This is a genomic window from Paenibacillus sp. Dod16, from assembly GCF_049893405.1.
Lineage (GTDB): Bacteria > Bacillota > Bacilli > Paenibacillales > Paenibacillaceae > Paenibacillus_AQ.
This window is the reverse complement of sequence record NZ_JBNDYG010000046.1, coordinates 1-21,760: the sequence shown is the minus strand read 5'-3', so window position 1 is coordinate 21,760 and position 21,760 is coordinate 1. Positions and strand designations below refer to the sequence as shown.

Genomic DNA, 21,760 nt, shown 5'->3' with positions numbered 1-21,760 from the left:
CGTGAACCCTACCCGAATTATCACGCATTAAATATTAGTAACCCAATTCCTGGATATTTGAAACGTATATGTATTTTATCATTCATAACTTTATTATAAGGACCCACTTGGTAAAATGGATGTCAATTTGATGTAAATTCATTACAATATTTCAATCTTCGGAAGCGCTTAAATACGGGACGATGAAGGATCGTACGCTATGTCGAACCGGGAAACATCCCAAATAAAAAAACAAGCCCTCCCCGCTGATTCCTCAGTCGATGGTCAGGCTTGTTTAGATTCACACAAATATTATTGATTGAATGCTTCGGTCAGCACAGGAACAATCTGCGATTTGCGGGAAACCACGCCTTTAAGAAGAGCCTTGTTCTCCGACAGGGACACATTGTAGGCTTTCTCAACGGCCTTGGACTCTTTACCGAGTGCAAGAGCGATCGAATCGTTGTTCAGAATATCTGTCACTACGAAAACGAACAGGTCCAGGTTTTTGTCGGCAATAATCGCTTGAATCGCATCTTCGAGTTCGGCTTGACGGGACAATACATCATTGGTATCCACCGCGTTAACCTGTGCGATTTCCACTTTGGCTCCGCCCATTTGGAATTCCTTGGCGTCCAGGGAGATCAACTGCGCGATGGTTTTGTCGCTCAGATCGGCGCCTGCCTTGAGCATCTCCAACCCATAGCTGTCTGCATCCACGCCAGCGATCTCAGCCAGCTCGCGAGCTGCTGCGATATCTTCGTCTGTGCAGGTTGGGGATTTGAACAACAGGGAGTCCGAGATGATGGCGGACAGCATCAGGCCAGCAATTTCTTTGCGAACGGCGATACCTTTTTCCTTGTAGATCTTGTTCAGAATGGTAGCTGTGCAGCCGACAGGCTCCGCACGGTAGTATAATGGGTGGCTTGTCTCAAAATTCGCGATGCGGTGATGATCGATAACCTCAATCACGCGAACCTGATCAATGTCGCTTGCGCTTTGCTGACGCTCGTTATGGTCCACGAGGATAACGTCTTGGGCTTCGTTTGCAACCGTCTCAACGAAACGAGGAGCTTCGACCTTAAAATAATCGAGCGCATATTGCGTTTCACCGTTAACGTCTCCAAGACGCACGGGCTCGGCAGAAAGGCCGAGCTGGTTCTTCAAATCAGCATAAGCAATAGCAGAGCAGATTGTGTCCGTATCCGGATTTTTGTGTCCAAAAATTAATGTTTTTTCCATATATAATGCCCCTCTCGCAACATAAATTTCATCGTTTATATCAATAAACAGATGATCACCTCTCTGATTATATCGTTAAATTCTACTTATTCCAATTCCTTTACAGAGATTATTTTTAGACCGTGTTTATACCAATACAATTTCCGGTTCCGGAACGAATCCAAAATGGTTGTTAATCGATTCCGAGATCAGATTCATCAAGTAGAGGATATCGGTTGCCTTCGCATGCTTCTGGTTCAGAATCATGTTGCCGTGATGCGGAGAGATGATCGCGCCGCCATATTCGGTTCCCTTCATATTCAGCTGATCCACGAGCGAGCCGACGGCTACTCCATAATCATAATTATTTTTGAATACGGAACCGCAGGACGGGTAGTCGAAATGGCGTTTACTCGTCCGGTACTTGATGATATCAAGCATCGACTGAGGCGTCTCTATTCCCTTTCCTGCCAGCGCGTGCACTTCACCCAGAAAGAATGAGAAAAACGATGGCAATGAGGATGGATGGCTGCCGCGAGTCTTCCACTCTGTGAGAACTTCAGATGTCATGCTGATCTGTTCCTCCGAGCTGACCGGAATATTAAGATCGGCCCCTACTATGATCCACGGATGCTGCTGGAAGATGGATTGCTTGTATGCAAATAAACAGTCCGCTACGGGAATGGACCGTACCTTTAAGCTCGGATCCGTCGTATTGATATAATAGACCGTGTCCAGAATATCGCAGATTTGACGAGCATTATATTTAGCGTTCATATAGATGCCGGCCCCTACGCAGCCAGGCAGCAAAAAAGTAAAATCAAGCAAATCCGTCCCACCCATTAACCCCATCAAGGACAATAACGACATCGGCGCGCCGGATGAAACGTACCATTTATCGCCCGACACCCGCAGCTCCACCAGGTTTTTGAGCGATATAAACACCAGGTCATGTTTCGGTTCATCCGGAAACAGAATGTTGGAGCCCATTCCAAAGATGTACCATGGTATCCCGCGTTTCCTGCAGTCCTGCAGGAGATCCGCCAGGTCATTTGCCGTTTCAGGCATGGCCAGATAATTGGCTGAACCGCCGATCCCATACGTCGAAAAAGCAGACAGCTCCACATTACGCTTGCACAATCGGTCGATAGCAGATGTATGTAAAGTCATCGTAGACATGTCACTCCCTATTCTTCACATTAGGCACATTCCTTACTAAATGTGGGGATGTTACATCATTATGATCCAACTGCTTAGGTGGTGTCAATCTGGAGTGGAATCCTGGCGAAATAGACAAAAAATCCCTGGATTACAGCCCGTAGACCGTAACCAAGGATTCATTCATCATCTCTTTATTTGTCCCCCAGGATTTATTCAAGGAAATCCTTGAGACGTTTGCTGCGGCTCGGATGACGCAATTTACGAAGCGCCTTCGCCTCGATCTGCCGAATGCGTTCACGCGTAACGCCGAATACCTGGCCTACTTCCTCCAGGGTGCGGGTCCGTCCATCCTCAAGTCCAAAGCGCAGTCGGAGCACATTCTCTTCACGCTCGGTGAGCGTATCCAGCACTTCCTCCAGCTGTTCCTTCAGCAGCTCAAACGCTGCGGCATCTGCCGGCGCCAATGCGTCCTGATCCTCAATGAAATCGCCCAGGTTGGAGTCGCTTTCCTCCCCGACCGGTGTTTCCAGAGACACAGGTTCTTGGGATACCTTCTGGATCTCACGTACTTTTTCCGGCGAGATATCCATCTCTTTACCGATTTCTTCCGGTGTCGGTTCGCGTCCCAGCTCCTGAAGGAGCTGCCTGGAGACACGTACGAGCTTATTAATCGTCTCTACCATATGCACCGGAATCCGGATAGTTCTTGCTTGGTCAGCAATCGAGCGGGTAATCGCCTGGCGAATCCACCAAGTGGCATACGTACTAAACTTAAAGCCCTTGGAGTAGTCGAACTTCTCCACCGCTTTGATCAGGCCCATGTTGCCTTCCTGTATCAGATCCAGGAACTGCATTCCCCGGCCAGCATAGCGTCTTGCTATACTTACAACGAGACGAAGATTCGCTTCAGCCAAACGGCGTTTCGCTTCTTCATCTCCCTCCTCTATTCGTTTGGACAGTTCCACTTCTTCATCGGCTGTAAGGAGGGGAACACGACCGATTTCTTTCAGGTACATGCGAACCGGATCGCTAATCTTGATGCCTGGTGGAAGTGAGAGATCGTCATGAACCGAAAAATCCTCTGTCGGAGAATTAGCCGCTTTCTCTGTTTCCGTAACCTCTCGTTCCAATGCAAAATCCGCACTTTGACGGTTCTCCATTCTATGCCCCCCTGTTGACAATCCCATATTTTCATGCTAATCTAGCATTAGGTTATTATGACATTAAGCCAATAGTTATTTATCCTTCATTCTAGCATATTTTTCACACTATATCAACTTCTAATATATTCTAGTTCTGTTCACCCGATCTCAGGCTGAGATCGGGTTTTTATATGCTTCATCTTCTTACACTACATATGCTACGTTTACTTAAGCTGATCTAGTACCGCTTTCGTTTCTTGATTCAACGATTTCACATCGGGAGCCTTCACGGGCTCATCGCTCAGCTGATATTTGTGCTTTAGTTCAAGCGTTGCCCTCACCCGGTCGTTCAGCATCTCCTCCGGGATCACGCCGCTATGGGCAGCCTCGGTTAATGCTTGAATGACGGCTTCTTCCAATGCATATTCATGTCCGATCAGAATCATGTTGCTCCCTGCGACGACGGACTTCACGGAAGCCTCTCCTACGTCTGTGCTGCCGGAAATCGCCCCCATTGTCATATCATCCGTTATAACGACACCCTTAAACCCCATTTCTTCCCTTAACAAATCGTTGATAACGGGTTTCGAATAGGAGGATGGCGTATCCGGATCGATGCTCTTCATCAGCAGATGGGCAACCATAACCACATCGGCTCCTTCATCAATCGCTTGTTGAAACGGTACCAGCTCCAATTCATGCAGACGCTTCAGATCATGGTCAACAACGGGCAGCCCGAGATGGGAATCGACCGAAGTATCGCCATGCCCAGGGAAATGCTTCACTACAGGTACGACACCATTCTCCTGTATCCCCTTCATCGAGGCGATTCCCTGCGTGCTTACGGTTTCTGCCGTTGTGCCAAAGGATCGATCGCCGATGACCGGATTGTTCGGGTTGCTATCAATGTCCAGCACCGGGGCAAAAACCATATTGATTCCGACTCCCGACACCTTCTGCGCGATAAGTCCACCAACTTGCTTGGTCAGCGTAAGATCATCGCTCCTCCCAATTTTACCGCTTGACGGCAGCTTCACGTATTCATCAGGAAAACGGGTAACCCGTCCGCCCTCCTCATCAATGCTCAGCCAGAGCGGCACCGGATTCGCAGCATTTGCTTTTTTCAGCTCATTCAGCAGGTCTGCCGACTGCTTGGCGTTCTCGATATTATCCTTAAAAAGGATAATACCGCCTACATGGTAATCCTCCAGCAATCTGCGCGTGGTATCATCCATCGTAGTCCCTTCGATTCCAACCAGCACCAGCTGACCGATCTTCTCCTTGACGGTCATGCTATTCAGAAGCTCCGTTACCGCATCCTCAGTCCCGTTCTCGGGCAGATTCCCTTCCTCGCCATTGTTGTCCGAGCTGCCAGATGGACCCGGAGTCCCGTCTTCATCAGCTTGAGACGGGGTCTGCGGCTCCTGTATTTCCTCCGACGGCGAAGCTCCTTGTCCGTTGTTCCCGGGGTTGCCCGGTTCGGCTCCGCCCCGACAACCTGCCGCAGCCAATAGCAAGATGACAACCAGCATTGTTAAGCACATCCATTTTGTCTTACGCCTCAACATTGTCACCTTCCTTCAAATTCACACTACTATATTCGTCCTCTGTTCCACAGAGTCCTTCCATCATAACATGATTTCCATACAGTCCAAACCAGTTGAAGCTGCCCGCTAGAAGTAGAAAAGAGCCGCGTCAACAGCGACCCTTCTTCGCCTATTTAAGCAGGCCGAGCTTACGGGCCTGCTCCTCTGTTAATATAAACTGCTCTGTGTCCCACACTTCATCCTCATCCGTTCTTCCGAACATCAGCATAATATCATCCCATATATTCTTTTGCATCGCTTCAGCTTGCGTGATAATCACCTTCATATTAACATCATTCCTTTCCTTGGAATCATCTCCTACTACATATACAACCATCAAAGGTCATATCGAATCGAATGACAAGCAAAAGCCTGCAGATAGTATCTGCAGGCAGGATCTGTACTATAACTAGGAATATGCAGGATGATATTTAATCCACGACATGGCAATGGTGCCTTCGCCGGCATGGATGCCCGCAACGGGAATAAAGGTCATAATTTCGGTTTTCAACGCCGGATGGGCTCCGCTGATTTCCTTCTGGATCTCCTCGGCCTCTTCTACGTTGTTCGCGTGCATGATGCAGACCTTTTTAATTTTCTGCAAATCCATTTTCATAAGCTCCAGCATTCGTGACTTGGCCTTCTTGAACGTCCGGATCTTCTCTTCCACAATGACCTTGCCTTCATCAAAACGGAGCAGCAGATGAATGCGGAGCAGGTTGCTGAGAAGAAGCTGGGTGCCGGATACCCGGCCGCTGCTATGAAGCCGGTGCAGGCTTGCCGGAATAAGGTAGAATGACATGTTTTGCACCATGGACTGAATTTTCTCTTTAATCACCTGCACGGTATCCCCCTGGCTATGCCAGTGAATCCCGGACATGATCATTTCGCGTACCGGGAACGCTCCCGCTTGGGAATCGATGCCAACCACGGGTACCTCGGCAATCTCTGCCGCCTGCATAGATGAATTCAAGGTTCCGCTAAGCTCGGATGAACAGTGAATGGCGATGATATCATCATACTTCTCTTTCAAGGATTCATATAATTCGATGAATTCACCGATTGGAGGCTGTGAACTGCTTACTTTCGGTTCATCTTTCATTCTTTCATAAAAGACTTCAGCCGAAATATCAATTCCTTCCCTGTACTCATCCTGTCCAAGTATCAACCTCAAAGGTACAATATAAATATGATTTTCCTTGGCGAAGTCAGGATCGATCGTACTCGTGCTGTCGGTTACCCATGCTATGGATCTCATTATCGTATTCACGTCTCGCTTTCGTGTAGTAAGAAGTAGGAAAGGAAGCGATTAAAGCCGCTAAATTCATCATATCTTACCCTTACAGCGTATTGCAAACGAAAGGAATGTGATTTCTTGGCTGCACATTGGTTCGCCACAGAAAAGCCTTATTTTCGCTCTGCGTTATACCCCTTTTCTCCAAAAGGTTCCAGCTGTTCAATCCAATATGCCTCCCGTTTGCTGACCGCGCCCTTCAGATCATAGAACGGATCCTCCTTCGGTTCTATGGTTTCCAGAATCTCGAAGACAAAAGCATCCTCGCCATACTCATTCCATTCCCGCTGAAGCGTCTTATTGTAGCTCGTTCCCATCTGCAGCTCGAATCGTTTGCCGTTCATGGTCTTCAAGTTATTCGTTCCGGCCACAAACACTTTGCCGTTCTTTGTGTTTCGAATTTGATACACGCCTGCTTCGATCTTGATTTCCTTATACATTTGATTTAGTTCCTGTCTGCGATTCATCGCGTTAAACCCTCCTAATCTTAGCGTTTACGTTGTTAACCAGTACTCGCTTCCATCATCCTTGCGATCCAAAAAACCATATTCAATCAAATACCGGCGAATCGTCACATAATCTGGATGGTCCCTCCCGATCGTATCGTTGATTTCTTGCTCCGTATATTTGACGTCCGGTTGAAAACGAGCTGCGATTTCTCGCAACACGACGTACTTCTGCTTCTCTTTGAGCTTAAATGTCTTCAGCGGACCATCGGTCCCTTCAGGAAACACCTTGGCCAGGATCGCTTGCCGCTCTTCTTCGGTGACATTGTAGCGCTCATCCACCATCTTGGCGCGCTTGGGAATCTCCACGAATGCCGGTGCATGGTCATCCTTTTCCTTCAGCAGCTCCATTAAAGTCAGCAGTACCTTGGACTGTCTTTCCTTCTCCTTCAAGGCAAACCGGTGATTGCGAATCGTCGAAGCACTGCCTATGCCGAGCTCCTGTTGCACCTCTTTATCGTTCATGCCTTGATAGAAGAGCTGCAGCAATCGATTCTGATGCTCGGTTAATCCAGTCAGCTTCTTATCGAGCCCTGACAAATACTGAAATACGGAGCCATGCTCCCGGCGGATATGAATGGTCATGTATCGTTCTGACTCATATAACACATCCTGGTCCGGATAGATGATCCCTTTCTCGATCGTCTTACCGCACAAGAGACATACCCATACGGGACCTTCGTCGATATAGCCTTGCTTAAGTTCATCTATAGAAGCATTCCAGAAACGCTCGTTCGGATCCAATGCAAACACCACTTTTCAATTAGTAATTTATATAGACATTTTATATTTTTGTCTATAACATGTCAATCGCACTTCATTTCGATATAATATTTCTTCCTCCCTTCTGTGGAACCTGCTAGAATAGAGGTTGCTGCTGTAAAATTTAGGGGGTATCATCATGAGTTTCATCCAACAGTCGGCAAAAGAAATGGGTTCTTGGCCGCGCAACATCAAGCTGTTTTTTCTAGCCAACTTGCTGTATCAGATCGGTACAGGCATGTTTAGCGTGCTCTACAATTTGTACATACAAGGTCTTGGGTATAATGACTCCATGAATGGAACAGTGGTCAGTATTCAATCCCTGGCAACGGCATTGATGTTCATTCCGATTGGCCTGATCGGAGACCGCGGCAGCCGCAAGCGAATTCTCGTCCTGGGGGCATTGTTAAGCGGTGCGGGTCTGATCGCGCGCTCTTTTCTGGAGAGCGAGTTCAGCTTGCTCGGTCTTGCGATATATACCGGTCTGTTCGCATCCTTTTTTCAGGTGCTGGCTATCCCCTTTCTAGCGGAAAACACGGCGAAATCGGCTCGCATGCGGATCTTTAGCATTCACGCCTCGCTTGTCCTTGCTTCTCAAGTGCTCGGCAGCATGGGAGGCGGATTCTTGGCGGATGCCCTGCAGGCCGTTGGTATGAACAAGGTCGGCAGCTTGAAAACCGCGTTATTCATAGGCGGCCTAGCTACCTTGGCGGCATTCATCCCGCTCTTGTTCACAGCCGATCAGAAGGCCGAAGACATACGGGCACTGGATGCACCGCTTCCTGATCATCAACCGGCTCAGGCAGGAAGAGCAGTAAACGCCTCCGGTTTGGGGGATTACAAAGTCATCGGGCAGTTCGCGCTTGCCCAATTGTTAATCGGCCTGGGCTCGGGACTTGTCGTGCCTTATTTGAATTTGTACTTTACCAACCGCTTCTCGGTATCTTTATCGGCCGTCGGCATTCTGATATCACTTGGACAAGTCATGACCATTGTATCGATGCTGATCGGACCTACGCTGGTGAATCGGGTGGGAGCCGTTAAGGCCGTGGTGCTCTTTCAAGTTCTATCCTTGCCCTTCCTGCTGTTAACCGGATTCACGAACGTACTGCTCATTGCATCGGTCGGCTTCCTGTTCCGCCAAGCTTTGATGAATGCCGCCAATCCGATACAATCCTCGATTCTGATCGACCGTGTACCGGATCACCGAAGAGGAATCGCCAATTCGGTTACGCAAACGGCCTTCATGCTGGGCTGGGCCACCATGGGACCCGTACAATCCAAGCTCGTCACCACATACGGCAACTATTGGGGATATGCGATTACGTTTTGCATTACCGGAACGCTATATGTTGTATCTTCGTTTCTATACTACCGAATGTTCCGTGAGCGCAAGAGCAGCAGCCTCTCCTCCTCCGATACCGCCGCTACTCTCTAGCCTCAACTCGCAGAGGTTTTACATGTTGCGGAACGGCTCCATCGGCCACAGCAATGGTCCGGGCCTGGAAGCTTCCCTTGTACCGGAAGACAGGCCCCAATATCGGATTTCTCACCTCAACGGATATCCGGTATTGTCGATTCCCGTCATCATACCATTCGTTTACATCGGCTGTTCCGGTGAACCACCGGGGAAATCGAAACTGCAAAAGCCCCTCATAAAACCTCTGCTCCCCCGATTGAATGCAAATGCCGCCGCTCTCCCCCGCAGCTATCCGAAGATCAACCGCCAAGTGCTGTTTATTCCCTAAATAATCCACGATACGGCAGCGCTGTGCACTATAGATCATTGTGGCATCAAACCGCCTTTGGACACCCGGAAAATCAAAGCTGCGACACCACGTCACCGTTTCTCTTCCCCATTCGTCACGATAAGCATAATTCTCAATCCGAAACGGGATCCCTTTCCCTCGATTCGGAAACATAATATGCCGCATCGTGCCTATATAGAGAGGCAGTGCAGCCCAAGGCGCGTACCAGATCTCTTCCATGACGCCTTCGCCAATCGAAGCGATGTGATCCTTGCTGTCAAACCCGAACCGCTCCCGAATTTTGGGATGGAGCATTTGAAATTGCGAGCCTAGCGCCTGTTCATAGATCGAGGTCACGTCTTTCCCCTCCTTTGCGGGATTTATCCCCGGGAACGGGTTTTCGTGCCGGGCGGTAGGCGCTTGGTAAATCTGCAGCGGACAGCGAAGCCATCAAGCAAAACCCCATCATGGATCCACTAAGCGTTAACGGATTGAACGGGGCCTTCATTAACTGAGGGTCTGTTATCCATGCTCCAAGCATCAAGATCGCAAGCAAGCTCATCAGCAGCCTGTACCACAACCGACTCTTGTGAAAGAGCAGCGTCAATAAGCCGACGCCGATCTCGGCGATGCCGAGTAAGGTTAGCACCACCCCCTCCTGCTCTCCAGCCAGGCCCGACTGCCTCAACAGATCAAGCTCCCCGGCTTCCGGGAACAACAGCTTCGGTACCAGCCCCTCATAACACCATAGAACGACCAGCATCATTACGCTCAAGGCATGAATGATTGCCTTCCGGATCGTTGCCGAGGGCGGAATATCCTTCTCTGCCCACAATCGCAGCACATCAAAGCTCCAAGCCGTTGCCAGGCCGAATAAAGGCCGGAACAACAAGCGGTCAAACCAGATGCCCGCCAGACCGAACCGCGTTTTGTAATCGTATTGGGTAGAGAAGCGTATGACCCCACTCCCCTTGTCCTGATACTTCCAATAGCCGCTTCCCTCCCGAATGAGGGAGCTGCGCTGATCCGAGCCGAATCGCAGCACCGAGATCCGTTTCCCCGTCTTCGGGTGAACAGCCGTTTTCGTGGCTCCCGACCCTGTCACTTCCAGTCCAAACCCAATGCGGGTTTTATATAAAAACCGCTGGATATCCGAATCAGCCTCCGGTACATAATGAATCTCGGAAAATCGCAGATCCCACTGTTGATGCAGCTCAGGCTTTTGCGTCAACGTCCACAGCTTATCCATATCCGACTGGATATCGAGTTCAACATAGATCGGATTTATCTTCATGCGCTTTAGCTCCCCTCGGGATGTCCTCTAGTTTCTTAAGCCGGACACCTCTCTATCTACAAGTCATTTTACAGCCGCCGGGGACTCGCCGTTAGACCTCACTTTTGTAGAACATACCAAGAAGAGGTACTACGTTTCGTAGTACCTCTTCCGATCCTTCGATATGATCCAGTCTTAATCCGCACCGATGCTAGTTGTCGTTCTCTTTTACAATCCCTTTCCGGCGGACCTTCTCCACGGCTTCCTTGCTGCTTCTTACCCCGAGCTTTTTTAATATTTTATTGATCTGGTTCTTGAGCGTGCTCTCGGTTTTGAACAGTTTCTGCTCCATCTGGGAATGGGTGTACCCTTCATCCAACAGATCAAACACCTCACGCTCCGCAGGCGTTAAGCCGCGAAGCTGCTCTTCGCGCTTGAGGCGGGCAAATTCCTTGAGCAGCACCTCCATCGATCCCGAATGAAGCACGGCGCTTCGGATCGCTGCCGGAAGCTCCTTAAACCTCGGCTTCTCAATATAATTGACGGCTCCAGCCGTAAAGGATTGCATGATCACCAGCTCGTCACCCAGCGAGGTCAGCATGATGACCTTGGCCTGCGGTTTACGCTCAAGAATTTCGGCGGCAGTGTATATCCCGTCAAGTCGACCTGCAGTGAGCTGAATATCCATAAGCACGATGTCAAAGGAGAGGATATGCGCCATCGCCATCGCTTGTTCGGGCGACTCGGCCGTGCCGACAACGATCATGTCTTCCTGCGCATTCAGAAAAACGGTCATCGATTTAACCCAATCCGGATCATCCTCTACCAAGAAGATTTGTATGCGGTTCAAGCTTCTTCCCTCCCGGATAAACGAATGATTTTACTGCGCGGAAAATATAACGAAATCGCCGTACCAACCGATTCGCGGCTCTCCAGACTAACGGAACCACCGCTTTTCTTCATCACGTTATAAACATACGACAAACCAAGCCCGAAGTTATCTTTCTTGTGGCCCTTGGTACTGTAAAAAGGTTCAAACACAAGCTCCTGCTGCGCGCTTGGAATGCCGGTCCCGTTATCTTTAACGGTAATCGCCGCTCCTTTGCGGTCAGCCGTTATCGTTATCGTAATCAGCCCACCCTCAGGCATCGCCTCCACGCTGTTTCGAATGAGATTGCTGATCGCTTCCTTCAAATGGACGGTATCCGCGAGCAGCCACGGTCGCTGCCTGCAGATTACGTTCATTTCGACCTCATGCCTGCGCAGCAGATCCTGTTCGCGGAGCTGCAGTTCAGCAAGCAGCTGATCCATGCGGACTGGCTGTTCCACCAGCTTAAACGCCTTCATCTGCTGCTGCATGCGTCCCGCCATGGCAAGCAGATGCTCCGATGAATTCGCTATGACCTCAAGCTGTTCGATGGCAACGCCGTTGTCTTGTGGCAGCAGCCGCTTTACGTTTTCCGTGCTCATCGCAATCTTCCCGATCTCGTTCTTAATGCTATGATTCAGCATCGATGTCCCCGAGCTGACGGCTTGCATCGTGCGATCCAGCGGATCGCGCTCAAACTTCAGGCGTACACCCAGGACGCCGTACACAAAGGTACAGATGACGGCAACGCCCAGCGAATACAGAATGAACAGGGACACGTACCGGAATGAATCATAACCGGGCGAGATCAGATTTCCCACATTAATCAGCAGCATCACGCCGAGCAAGGTAGGCACCATAATCCAGGTGGTGATCCACATGCCTTTGCGTTTTTGCGGATTCATCTCATACGACAACGCGCGAATAAGCAAGGCGCATGCGGCCACATAATATGGAACCGTCCACACGAATAACCAGCCATAATGAATTCGGTAAGCTTCCGTCAAAAGCACCTGGGCCAGCATCGCGAGCACCGGCAGAAACAAGCCTATTTTGAAATCGCGCATTCTTTTATGATTCTCGGGCTTGCGGGTATACACCATGCAAAATATTAACACGCCGTACGGTGTCAACGTATGGTTGAGATATTGAATCCACGGCTCGTACCGCGCCGCGATAAAACCCGCAGGCACAAGCAAATCTGTCAAGCCGCCGATTCCTGCGCTCCACAGAAAAAAAGCCGCCCAGCGGTTCACCTCGCTCCGAGGCTGATTGAACAGCAGCACAGCCGCCGCGCTCCAAAGCGCTACCACATAATATATCATGACGCATCGTCCATTCTCTTCGCGAATATAGTATCATCCTACCACAATTGTTACAGCAGCGGGACCTCTTAGCTAGCCTCCACGAACAATTCGGATCCATTGAATCATGAATTTTGTCCTGCTTCGATACTTCGATTTTTACATAGCGAAAACATTCAGTTAACATTCAGCCGCAATTAAGAAAGATATCAGGAACGATTGATAGGATAAATTTCGTAAGCAATCAAGCACACGAATGCTAGAGAGAAACGAGGTGGAATCATGACAACCCAATTGAAATACCGGAACGAGCTTAAGTTTTTCGTGAATAGTCACCAGTACCGAATCATCCGTCAACGATTAAAAAATCTGGTGACCTACGATCAGCATGCAGGCCCCGGCGGGGAATATCACATTCGAAGCTTGTACTTTGACGATATCAACAACAAAGCCTTATACGAGAAGCTGGCTGGGGTTCGGGACCGGGTGAAATACCGCATCCGTATCTACAACGTAACCGACAACACCATTCATTTTGAGAAAAAAATCAAATTCCGGGATTCCATTGCCAAGCTGAAGGAGCCGCTCACAAGGGAGATGGCCGATCAGATCATGGCCGGTCAATACGAATGCCTCTATCAGCCGGACAAGCCATTGAGCCCAAGGTCATTGTCGATTATGTCCGTGAGCCGTATGTCTGCGCCAATGGAAATGTCCGAATTACGTTTGACAAGGAACTTCGAACCGGCCTGCACTCCACGGATCTGTTCAATCGAAATCTGCTGCCCATCCGGGCAATCGATGAGAATCTGATTATACTCGAGGTCAAATATGACGAATACATCCCGGATTACATCAAAATCGCGCTGCAGCTGGAAGGACTAGGCCGTCAATCGGCCTCCAAATACGTGATGTGCCGTAAATTTCTGAAATATAACACATGGGAGGATCAATAAATTCATGAACACCACATCGACTTCAAGCAATACGAGCACCACCAATTTTTCGGATATCGTCAAGAAATCCGTCATGGAAAACTTCGTATCCGATATCAGTTTCGCCAAAATTCTGATTACCCTGGCCGTTGCCTTTGTGATCGGGTTGTTCATTTATCTGCTCTATAAAAGGGTCTTCAGCGGCGTGCTGTATTCCAAAAGCTTTAATGTATCTCTGATCGGGATGACCATGATCACGGCCGTTGTCATCATAGCCATCAACTCCAATCTCGTGCTCTCGCTCGGTATGGTCGGCGCACTCTCCATTGTCCGCTTCCGTACGCCCATCAAGGATCCAACCGATCTGATCTTCCTGTTCTGGGCCGCGGTTGCCGGGATCGTAACCGGAGCAGGCTTTTACACGCTGGCCGCCATCGGCTCCATCGTAGTCGGTCTGATCCTGTTCTTCTTCATTAAAAAAGCAACGGTGGATACCCCTTATCTGCTCGTGGTTCATTGCGATAATGAGCAGAGCGAGCAAGCCGTAAAAGAACAAATGGGTCAAGCCGTGAAGCGCTACAATCTGAAGCAAAAAACCGTGACCCCAGGCAGCATCGAGCTGACACTGGAAGTAAGGCTGCGCGACGCCGAAGGCCAGTTCGTGAACAAGCTGTCCCAGCTGCCAGGTGTTCATAACGCGGTGCTGATCAGTTACAGTGGCGACTATGTATCCTAAGTCAGGCGGTGATCAGAGATGATAAAAAAAAGAATGACGGTCCAACTGTCCCTCGTGATGGCTATAGTCCTCCTAATGTCAGGCTGCCAATGGACACCCACGGCTGCCGGGACGGTAAGCAGCACGAAGAGCGATGCTCAGCAGGAGCAAATGGATTTGACGGTTTTTCCGAAAGATAAGGTTATTGATGTAAAAATCACGATGGACGAAGCAGATTTTCAGGATATGCTGAACAACGCCAGCGCTGAAGAATATAAAGAAGCATCCGTCAATTACAACGGCATGCAATTTGATGATGTCGGCATTCGCACCAAAGGCAATTTAAGCCTGCGCAGCGTGGTCAATTCGGACTCCGACCGCTACAGCTTCAAAATATCCTTTGACGAATACCTTAATCAAACCTTGAATGGGATCAGTAAAATTAATCTGAACAACAACTACAGCGACGCATCGTATATGCGGGAATTCCTGACCTACGAGCTGGCAGAATCCGTAGGATTGCCGACGCCCGGCTTCTCCTATGTCAATGTATATGTTAACGATGAATTATGGGGGTTCTACCTCGCGATCGAACAGATTGGCGATTCCTATCTGGAGCGTCATTTCGATCATTCCTACGGCGCATTGTACAAGGCCGAGATGAACGGCGTGGGCAGCGATCTGACGTGGCTTGGCAATGATCCCGATTCCTACACCGGGCTTGTCATGAAATCCAAATCATCTAATGATGATGTATTGATCGACATGCTGGATGAGCTTAATAACGGCATCGATTATGAGAAGGTGCTGGATGTCGATAATGTACTCAAGTACGTTGCTTTGAACGTGGTTGCCTCCAATATGGACAGTTATCTGGGATCGAACAAACAGAACTATTATTTGTATGAGAACAACGGCATTTTCTCCGTCCTGCCTTGGGATTATAATATGGCATTCGGGGGACTTGGGGGCTCCAGCATCCTCATTGACGAGCCAACCCAGGGAGCTTTGGCGGAAAGGCCCCTGATTGCCAAGCTGCTCGCGATTGACGAATATAAGGAACGCTATCACGCCATCCTCTCGGAGATGCTGGAGGGCTACATGCAGCAGGAAACATTCAATGAGCGAGTTGCGCAATTGCAAGACTTAATTTCCGAGCACGTAAAGCAAGACCCAAGACCTTTCTATTCCTATGAGATGTACGAGCAATCCATCCCGACGCTCACCTCATACGTTCAAGAATCAATGGATTCCATCCAGCAACAGCTGGATGGAACGCTCCCCTCCGCTGGCGATGGAAGCGGCAGCGGAGGCGGTATGGGTCCCGGTGGTGGTCGTGGCATGCGACCTGGCGGCGAGACGAATGGAGCCGGATCGTTTCCCCCTAACGATGCCCCGGCCGGAGGCATCTCTGGCGGGAACAGGCCTGCCAACAACGACAGTGCTGCTCCTGATTCTTCTGACGACGCGTCGGGAAGCAGCGCCGACGTTAACTCCGGCAAAGCTGAGGGAGATCGTGACACCGTGCTCGAAGGGGACGAACCTTCCTTGTCCGTCGTATCGTCTGTCGGATCGAGCACAAGCAGTTCCAACGAAAAAACAACGGTTGATGCTGCTCCAGCCGTAACTACGGAACCATCACCAAATGCAGCGGAGCTCCCTGAAGATCAAACCCAATCGTCGGAGCAGCCCCCTTCCGATGACAATCAACCAACCATGCCTCAGACTCCCGGCCAGAGTGGGCAAAGCCAGATGCAGGATTTCCCTCAGGGGGAGATGGGGAACGGATTCGGCGGCGAGTTTGGCGGTCAAATGCAGGGAGGCCGGGGAATGGGCCGGCCGGGCGATGGGTCAAACGGGGCTGCCGAGGAACAAGGAAGTGCCAAGGAAGCCTTGTACGCCGGCGTATCAATCGTCCTCCTGCTTCTCTCATGTCTCCTCGTAACGTTGTATAAACGAAAAAGACTGTAATTATCAAACAAGGGCAGTTCCAAAGGTCGATACACCTTTGAAACTGCCCCTTTATATCCGAACGTTTTAACCTATGACCAATGGATTAACCTATTTCAATGAACCACGTGATCATTATGGGCGCACCGATAAGGATCATGCCCATCGCCATGACAATCCTCGTCGTATTTCTAGACAGCTTGTGCTGGGTCGCGGCTGAACGATACCAGCCGCTGAACTGCAGGCGATTCCGGTAAAGTACAAGAAACCACAATACATTCCCCGCGAACAGGAACAGCCAATATAGTCCATTCCAAGGTATCCAGCTCTTCAGTATTTGATGTTCTATGTTGCCCAGAACCATGACAAAGATCATCATAATGATCATCATTCGAATCATTTCCAGAATGGATGAGGCCAATTTGGTCATAACGCTTGCTCCTTTTCAATCATGCTATTCAACTGGACTCAAGCTCTGCTTGTTGATCGTGTACCGATTGTTTTCTTATAAAGTATGAATCCAGCTTCCGGCTGACCCATAAGGACAGTACGATAAAGGCAAGGACTCCGAACAATTTAAAAGGTTCCGCAATAAAATCGGACAGGTTGGCACCGATGTAAGAGACACAGAACACCATAATGCCCTTGCCCAAGGTGACAGCCATCAGATAGGACATCAGGTTCATTCTGGCCAGCCCAGCGGCCACATTGACCGCGACAAACGGTCCAACGGGAAGTATGCCAAGCAGGAAAACGTAACTGAAACCGTTGCGCTGAATCCAGCGCATACCACGCTGAACTTTAGGCTTTTTTGCCCAGCGTTCGATCAGGGGCGTACCGGATATTTTGCGCACGATGAGAAAGGTCGTTAAACATCCTGCCACCATACCGATCCAGGAGTAAAGAAACCCTGCCCAAAGCCCATACACCGCCGCATTCACACCCACGATCACGATCGTGGGCATCGGTGGAATGAAGGACTTTAGGAACGTCAGAAGGATGCCCGGCAGCGGGCCTAATGCTCTAAATTGGTCCAATAACCACTCCAGGTTGCTCTCTGTAAAGTAAGACATGATGTCCAAGTAGCCAATCAATGACTTCACCCATTTCTGCTAAGTATTGCCGACTAGCCGACTTGAAGCACCTGATTCAGCTGAGCCAGATGGTGGTTGTCGTGCCAGATGAAATCCCGCATAAATTGCGCCACCTCAAAAGGGTGCCCGTCCGCGTCCGTGTACCGAAACTCATATGCCGTTTCAGGCAAGGCTTCGATCGCCCGGATCAGTTTCTCCCTAGCGCTTATCGTCTGATCCACCAGCGTTTCCGTTGATAACGTCGTGGCATATTGCCTCGACTCTTCATTGAAAGTGTCATAATCTATATGACGGACAGTCAAAACATCCCCTGTGGAAATTTTGGAAATGGCTTCATTGTAAAAATACTCATCCCACCGCATGATATGGCACACCACATCACGTACGGTCCATTTCCCCTCTGCCATCGGGGTGTTCCAGAATCCCTCTTCCTGTACCGCGAACCCTCTCACTTTGCCGATCCACGCGGAATACTCATTCAGCAGCTGCTGTTTGTCACTCATATCCATTCTCCTTGTCCATATAAGATTTAATATAGGCGTCAAGTCGATCCTCCGGCCAATGATATATCTGGAGCAGCTCCTCATAAGGATCGCCCGTGATACGCAACAGCTTCGCAAAGGCAGGCTCCGTCTTATAACCCGACCTCTTCAGCTCGATAATCCCTTGTCTTGCAGTTTCACCGAGCCGCTTCAAAAGCTTGTATTCGACAATCATATGACGGTAACCATTCTGACTCGTTGAAGGTAATGGCTGTGCAAAAACCTCGAATTCCCATCCTTTGTACCGAAATCGCGCTACCGATCGATCCACGTTGTTAACGGTACGGGATGAGCACGTGAAATTCGCAACATCTTCGCTATAACGCGTCTTGAGCTCTCGTTCAAAGCAGGCAAAATCCGTCACATGGCATATGATATCGAGATCGCTTGATTCGATGTCAATCCCGATAGGAATCGTGCCCACCAATATCGGGTTATAGGGTTTCAGATGATCCCATAGTCTAAGCTCGTCTATAGCCATGGCTGCTTGCTTCTGTTTATCGGAGCCCAGACGTAAGTATTCCAAGGTAAGAAAATCCATGTTTTCTTGCATGGCTGTCTCCACCTGCCTCACTCCTCTGAACTTACAGGTTAGCGCTCGGTCCACGTCGTCCGCACATAACCCAGCTTCATGCCGACCGATACCATGTTACGATGGCTCTGTGATAAGAAAGCGCACTGCGAGACAACAAGATCGCACCCTGCAAGCTTCGCTTCCTGTATTCTCCTGCGAAGCAGCTCCAGCTGCAAGCCTTGTCTGCGGTACTCCGGGAGTGTCGCCGCAAATGTTAGTGACGCTGTCGCTTGATTTACATACATGACGCCAGCAGCGGCCGGCTCATCTTCGATATAAGCCATATAGAAGCTCCATCCCGGTCGTGAATACAATACACGGTTATTCGAGGCTACAGATGGAATTCCTTGATCAGGCAATCCTGTTCCACGGCAATGAACTTTAGCATAATCCTCAAATTCATCTTTGTCTATTGTTCTGATCACATTTCCGGTATCCGGCACCTCCTTCAGCTCCTGCGGGTTCATATACATGGAATTATGAAAAGCAGATTGATAGAATCCGCGTTCGGCAAGCGCAGCCAGGAATTCCTGATTTACCAAGCCGGGCACGATTTCGAACTGGAATTTGCGCTCCCTCGATTGATAAAAGTCGATGATTTCGTCCACGTTATTCAGATCCTCTGAACGCAGTCCTTTCACCGTGTTAAAAGAAAGCCAAGGCATCGTCTTGCTGTACAAGCACAGCGCATGGCCGAAGCGTTTCATTTCGACCCCTTCGGGATTTCCGGTCCGACCTTCGATTGCTTTCATTCGATCCAACATATAATCGTTTTCTGAATCTTGAATTCGTTGGATAAGTTCCTCAGATGGAAGATGCCGCATATTGCCTCCTATGTATTATAACTAGTGCATTCTTAACTGGATAAATAGAGCCCGAAGATCGCTTACTGATGCTTCGGGCTCTTACTTGCTGTGTATGTTTTATTTCGCGCTGCCCGGCAGATCGCAAGATCCGTCGGCGCACATGCCGTCGCTGCTGTCGGAATCATTCACCATCACTAGCGGATTCGCTTCACGATAAGCCTTATCCAAAGCGTCCGTGAACACTTCCAGTGGCTGCGCACCGGACACGGCGTATTTGCCTCCCAGCACGAAGAACGGCACTCCCCGAATTCCCAAACTTGCTGCAGCTGCTTCGTCTGCCCTTACTTCGGACTGGAAATCGTCACTCTCGAGCGCGGCCGCAGCCAAATCGCGGTCCAGGCCGACTTGAGCCGCCAGATCGGCCAACCGATTCTTATCGCCAAGATTCTCGCCGTCTGTAAAGTGTGCACGGAACAACCGCTCCGTCATTTCTTTCATTTTACCATGCCCGGATGCAAAATGAACCAGGCGGTGAGCATCAAATGAATTGGCCGGGATGACGCGATCCATGTGATACGTAAGCCCGACGCTTGCCGCTTGCTGGGTCACGTTGGCGTTCGCAGCCTTGGCCTGTTCGATACTCATGCCGTATTTGGATGCCAATATCTCGTCCATGGAAACCCCGGCTTGATACGATGCACCGGGATCAAGCTCAAAGCTGCGGTAAACCACTTCAACTTGATCTTTATTAGGGAATTGCTCCAAAGCTGATTCGAAACGGCGTTTACCAATATAACAGAACGGACACATAAAATCCGACCATATTTCCACTTTCATTCTTTTCGCCTCCTAGCGAGCATTAATGCTAACTTACTTATTGTAACCCGCTTTCAGCATGACATCAACACCTCACATGAATATGGAAAGGTCTTGCAAGAATGTTCAGGATACCGAGTACAAATACGCCGGTTATCTAAGCGGGGTTGTTCTCCTCTAATCTGGCAAGAACCCAATCCGTCACAACCTTGAAGCCTTGATTTCCCTTCAGGGAACTATTGATCACCAGATCCGCATGCCAGCGGGTAGGCTCAACATATTCATCGTGCCTGTATCTTACAAGCTGCAAATATTCCTGAAGCACACTTTCCTCGCTATGCCCCTTTTCTATAAACCACCGGTTTCTGCGAAGCATTCTTTCATCCGCGGGGCAATCTACGAACAGCTTCAAATCAAGTGAGTTCCGAAGGGATTCGAATTGATACAGGAGAAATCCTTCAATGACAATTATGTCGTATTTGCCATTATGGACGGCATGATCATAATCCGCGGTCAGACGCTCGATATCGACGGCATCCGGATGGTTAAAATCCTCAAACATTTGATTGGTGAAAGGCGCCTTGGCCAAGGGTCTAACGGACTTATAATATTTATCCATATGGAAGATCGCCACCCGGTACTCGCTTAACCTCTCCTTGAGCTTAAGACTTAGCGTTGTCTTGCCGCTCCCCGAACCTCCGCCAATCCCGATCATTAAAGTCTGCCTATGCTCCATATCCTTTCATCTTCCTCCGTATGTATGTCCAAGGTATAGGTTCCATTATTATACAACCGATCCAAGTAAGTTGAAAGATCCTCGTTACAAGAAAACATCTCCCGGTCCCGGTGTACGATCACAGAAGACAGACCGTTTTTAAAGGAAGTTTTTCTTCCGATATCAGGAAGGCTCACGCTTCGACGTTTACTGTCTGATATCAAAAATAAAAAACAGACAGCATAACGCTGCCTGTCACTTATATTTTTTCCAATCCATTTCGCTATGTTCCAGTAAATATTCAAAATCATTGTCGCGCCGCTTCTGTTCTGCCTTGCGAACAGCTTCCCGTTCCTGCCTTTCCTTCTCAAGCCGCTCGGCTTCATTGGCTTTCAAGGATTCGGTTGTTGCCTTCAACTTCGCCAGAACTTGAGGGTCCAGCATATCCTTTAACGTCGCGGGTTTATCGGCAGCCTCGGTTCGCGGCAAAGGGGACTTTTGTTTCTTTTTTGCCATGTTCATTCACCTCGATTTCCACATTATTATATCATCTTATGAAGGACCTGGCATCTATATCTGCTTGGTTATAACCACGAAAAAAGAGAGCCTCTCGGCTCTCCTCAGATTGTCGAGAAACCCTGTACTTTTTTCAAAGTACAGGGTTTCTCACATTTCAAATGGTCACTTCAAAAGGGGGAATGGGGTTTACCCCCTGTTTTCCAGGCGATCCAGGTGGATCGCCATCTTCTTCATATTCTGTACGGCTGCT

Annotated in this window: 23 protein-coding genes and 1 pseudogene; 4 read left to right on the top strand and 20 right to left on the bottom strand. The window is 49.3% G+C overall.

Annotated elements, in window-relative coordinates:
* Nucleotides 1-291: 291 nt before the first annotated feature.
* The 8 genes from ACPV3A_RS29095 to ACPV3A_RS29060 form a co-directional block, all read right to left on the bottom strand.
* Complete coding sequence (locus ACPV3A_RS29095; RefSeq protein WP_426203026.1) at nt 292-1,221, bottom strand: manganese-dependent inorganic pyrophosphatase; 930 nt, start codon at nt 1,219-1,221, stop codon at nt 292-294.
* Between the two features lie 126 nt (nt 1,222-1,347).
* Nucleotides 1,348-2,370 (bottom strand): UDP-N-acetylmuramate dehydrogenase, encoded by a 1,023-nt coding sequence (locus ACPV3A_RS29090; RefSeq protein ID WP_426203024.1) that lies wholly within the window; start codon nt 2,368-2,370, stop codon nt 1,348-1,350.
* Nucleotides 2,371-2,570: 200 nt separating this feature from the next.
* Nucleotides 2,571-3,521 carry an RNA polymerase sigma factor RpoD gene (rpoD, locus tag ACPV3A_RS29085; protein ID WP_071220275.1) on the bottom strand — a complete coding sequence of 317 codons (951 nt, stop codon included), beginning with the start codon at nt 3,519-3,521 and terminating at the stop codon, nt 2,571-2,573.
* A gap of 206 nt (nt 3,522-3,727) precedes the next feature.
* Nucleotides 3,728-5,071 carry a beta-N-acetylhexosaminidase gene (gene nagZ, locus ACPV3A_RS29080; RefSeq protein ID WP_426203022.1) on the bottom strand — a complete coding sequence of 448 codons (1,344 nt, stop codon included), beginning with the start codon at nt 5,069-5,071 and terminating at the stop codon, nt 3,728-3,730.
* 148 nt (nt 5,072-5,219) lie between these two features.
* Entirely contained in the window at nt 5,220-5,375 is a 156-nt protein-coding gene (locus ACPV3A_RS29075; RefSeq protein ID WP_165593394.1) for a hypothetical protein, read from the bottom strand.
* A 123-nt stretch (nt 5,376-5,498) separates the two neighbouring features.
* A complete protein-coding gene (locus ACPV3A_RS29070) occupies nt 5,499-6,347 on the bottom strand; it encodes a DegV family protein (RefSeq protein ID WP_426203019.1) in 849 nt (282 codons plus the stop codon).
* Nucleotides 6,348-6,496: 149 nt separating this feature from the next.
* On the bottom strand, nt 6,497-6,850 hold the full coding sequence (locus tag ACPV3A_RS29065; RefSeq protein WP_071220272.1) for a GIY-YIG nuclease family protein: 354 nt from the start codon (nt 6,848-6,850) through the stop codon (nt 6,497-6,499).
* Between the two features lie 27 nt (nt 6,851-6,877).
* A complete protein-coding gene (locus tag ACPV3A_RS29060; protein ID WP_071220271.1) occupies nt 6,878-7,633 on the bottom strand; it encodes a DUF2087 domain-containing protein in 756 nt (251 codons plus the stop codon).
* A gap of 157 nt (nt 7,634-7,790) precedes the next feature.
* Between ACPV3A_RS29060 and ACPV3A_RS29055 the strand changes: the two genes are divergently transcribed.
* Nucleotides 7,791-9,089, top strand: coding sequence for an MFS transporter (locus tag ACPV3A_RS29055; RefSeq protein WP_426203016.1), 1,299 nt, complete (start codon nt 7,791-7,793; stop codon nt 9,087-9,089).
* On the opposite strand, the gene ACPV3A_RS29050 is transcribed toward ACPV3A_RS29055, so the two are convergent.
* From ACPV3A_RS29050 to ACPV3A_RS29035, 4 genes are all read right to left on the bottom strand, one after another.
* Nucleotides 9,079-9,756 carry a DUF4166 domain-containing protein gene (locus ACPV3A_RS29050; protein WP_426203013.1) on the bottom strand — a complete coding sequence of 226 codons (678 nt, stop codon included), beginning with the start codon at nt 9,754-9,756 and terminating at the stop codon, nt 9,079-9,081. The genes ACPV3A_RS29055 and ACPV3A_RS29050 overlap by 11 nt on opposite strands.
* Nucleotides 9,740-10,693 (bottom strand): DoxX-like family protein, encoded by a 954-nt coding sequence (locus tag ACPV3A_RS29045; RefSeq protein WP_426203011.1) that lies wholly within the window; start codon nt 10,691-10,693, stop codon nt 9,740-9,742. The genes ACPV3A_RS29050 and ACPV3A_RS29045 overlap by 17 nt, the downstream gene beginning before the upstream one ends.
* Nucleotides 10,694-10,883: 190 nt before the next feature.
* Nucleotides 10,884-11,522 carry a response regulator transcription factor gene (locus ACPV3A_RS29040; RefSeq protein ID WP_194543442.1) on the bottom strand — a complete coding sequence of 213 codons (639 nt, stop codon included), beginning with the start codon at nt 11,520-11,522 and terminating at the stop codon, nt 10,884-10,886.
* Nucleotides 11,519-12,865, bottom strand: coding sequence for an ATP-binding protein (locus ACPV3A_RS29035; protein ID WP_426203008.1), 1,347 nt, complete (start codon nt 12,863-12,865; stop codon nt 11,519-11,521). The genes ACPV3A_RS29040 and ACPV3A_RS29035 overlap by 4 nt, the downstream gene beginning before the upstream one ends.
* A 261-nt stretch (nt 12,866-13,126) precedes the next feature.
* Between ACPV3A_RS29035 and ACPV3A_RS29030 the strand changes: the two are divergent.
* From ACPV3A_RS29030 to ACPV3A_RS29020, 3 genes and pseudogenes are all read left to right on the top strand, one after another.
* Nucleotides 13,127-13,800: pseudogene (locus ACPV3A_RS29030) on the top strand (polyphosphate polymerase domain-containing protein).
* Nucleotides 13,801-13,804: 4 nt separating this feature from the next.
* Nucleotides 13,805-14,515: a DUF4956 domain-containing protein gene (locus ACPV3A_RS29025; RefSeq protein WP_426203005.1), complete on the top strand. Its 711-nt coding sequence runs from the start codon at nt 13,805-13,807 to the stop codon at nt 14,513-14,515.
* Nucleotides 14,516-14,533: 18 nt separating this feature from the next.
* A complete protein-coding gene (locus ACPV3A_RS29020; RefSeq protein ID WP_426203002.1) occupies nt 14,534-16,465 on the top strand; it encodes a CotH kinase family protein in 1,932 nt (643 codons plus the stop codon).
* A gap of 85 nt (nt 16,466-16,550) precedes the next feature.
* Here the strand turns inward: ACPV3A_RS29020 and ACPV3A_RS29015 are convergent, their stop codons facing one another.
* The 8 genes from ACPV3A_RS29015 to ACPV3A_RS28980 all read right to left on the bottom strand — a co-directional run bounded on the left by ACPV3A_RS29015 (nt 16,551) and on the right by ACPV3A_RS28980 (nt 21,507).
* Complete coding sequence (locus ACPV3A_RS29015) at nt 16,551-16,874, bottom strand: hypothetical protein (RefSeq protein ID WP_426203000.1); 324 nt, start codon at nt 16,872-16,874, stop codon at nt 16,551-16,553.
* 28 nt (nt 16,875-16,902) lie between these two features.
* Nucleotides 16,903-17,517, bottom strand: a complete 615-nt coding sequence (locus ACPV3A_RS29010) for a TVP38/TMEM64 family protein (protein WP_194543447.1) — start codon at nt 17,515-17,517, stop codon at nt 16,903-16,905.
* Nucleotides 17,518-17,570: 53 nt separating this feature from the next.
* Entirely contained in the window at nt 17,571-18,041 is a 471-nt protein-coding gene (locus tag ACPV3A_RS29005) for a DinB family protein (protein ID WP_220684676.1), read from the bottom strand.
* Nucleotides 18,034-18,633 carry a DUF4269 domain-containing protein gene (locus ACPV3A_RS29000; protein ID WP_426202998.1) on the bottom strand — a complete coding sequence of 200 codons (600 nt, stop codon included), beginning with the start codon at nt 18,631-18,633 and terminating at the stop codon, nt 18,034-18,036. Before ACPV3A_RS29000 ends, ACPV3A_RS29005 begins: the two co-directional genes overlap by 8 nt.
* 38 nt (nt 18,634-18,671) lie before the next feature.
* Nucleotides 18,672-19,478 carry a GNAT family N-acetyltransferase gene (locus ACPV3A_RS28995; protein ID WP_426202996.1) on the bottom strand — a complete coding sequence of 269 codons (807 nt, stop codon included), beginning with the start codon at nt 19,476-19,478 and terminating at the stop codon, nt 18,672-18,674.
* Between the two features lie 99 nt (nt 19,479-19,577).
* Nucleotides 19,578-20,297: a DsbA family oxidoreductase gene (locus tag ACPV3A_RS28990; RefSeq protein WP_426202995.1), complete on the bottom strand. Its 720-nt coding sequence runs from the start codon at nt 20,295-20,297 to the stop codon at nt 19,578-19,580.
* A 136-nt stretch (nt 20,298-20,433) separates the two neighbouring features.
* On the bottom strand, nt 20,434-21,012 hold the full coding sequence (locus tag ACPV3A_RS28985) for a uridine kinase family protein (RefSeq protein ID WP_426202993.1): 579 nt from the start codon (nt 21,010-21,012) through the stop codon (nt 20,434-20,436).
* A gap of 234 nt (nt 21,013-21,246) precedes the next feature.
* Nucleotides 21,247-21,507 (bottom strand): YqkE family protein, encoded by a 261-nt coding sequence (locus ACPV3A_RS28980; RefSeq protein ID WP_071220257.1) that lies wholly within the window; start codon nt 21,505-21,507, stop codon nt 21,247-21,249.
* Nucleotides 21,508-21,760 lie beyond the last annotated feature (253 nt).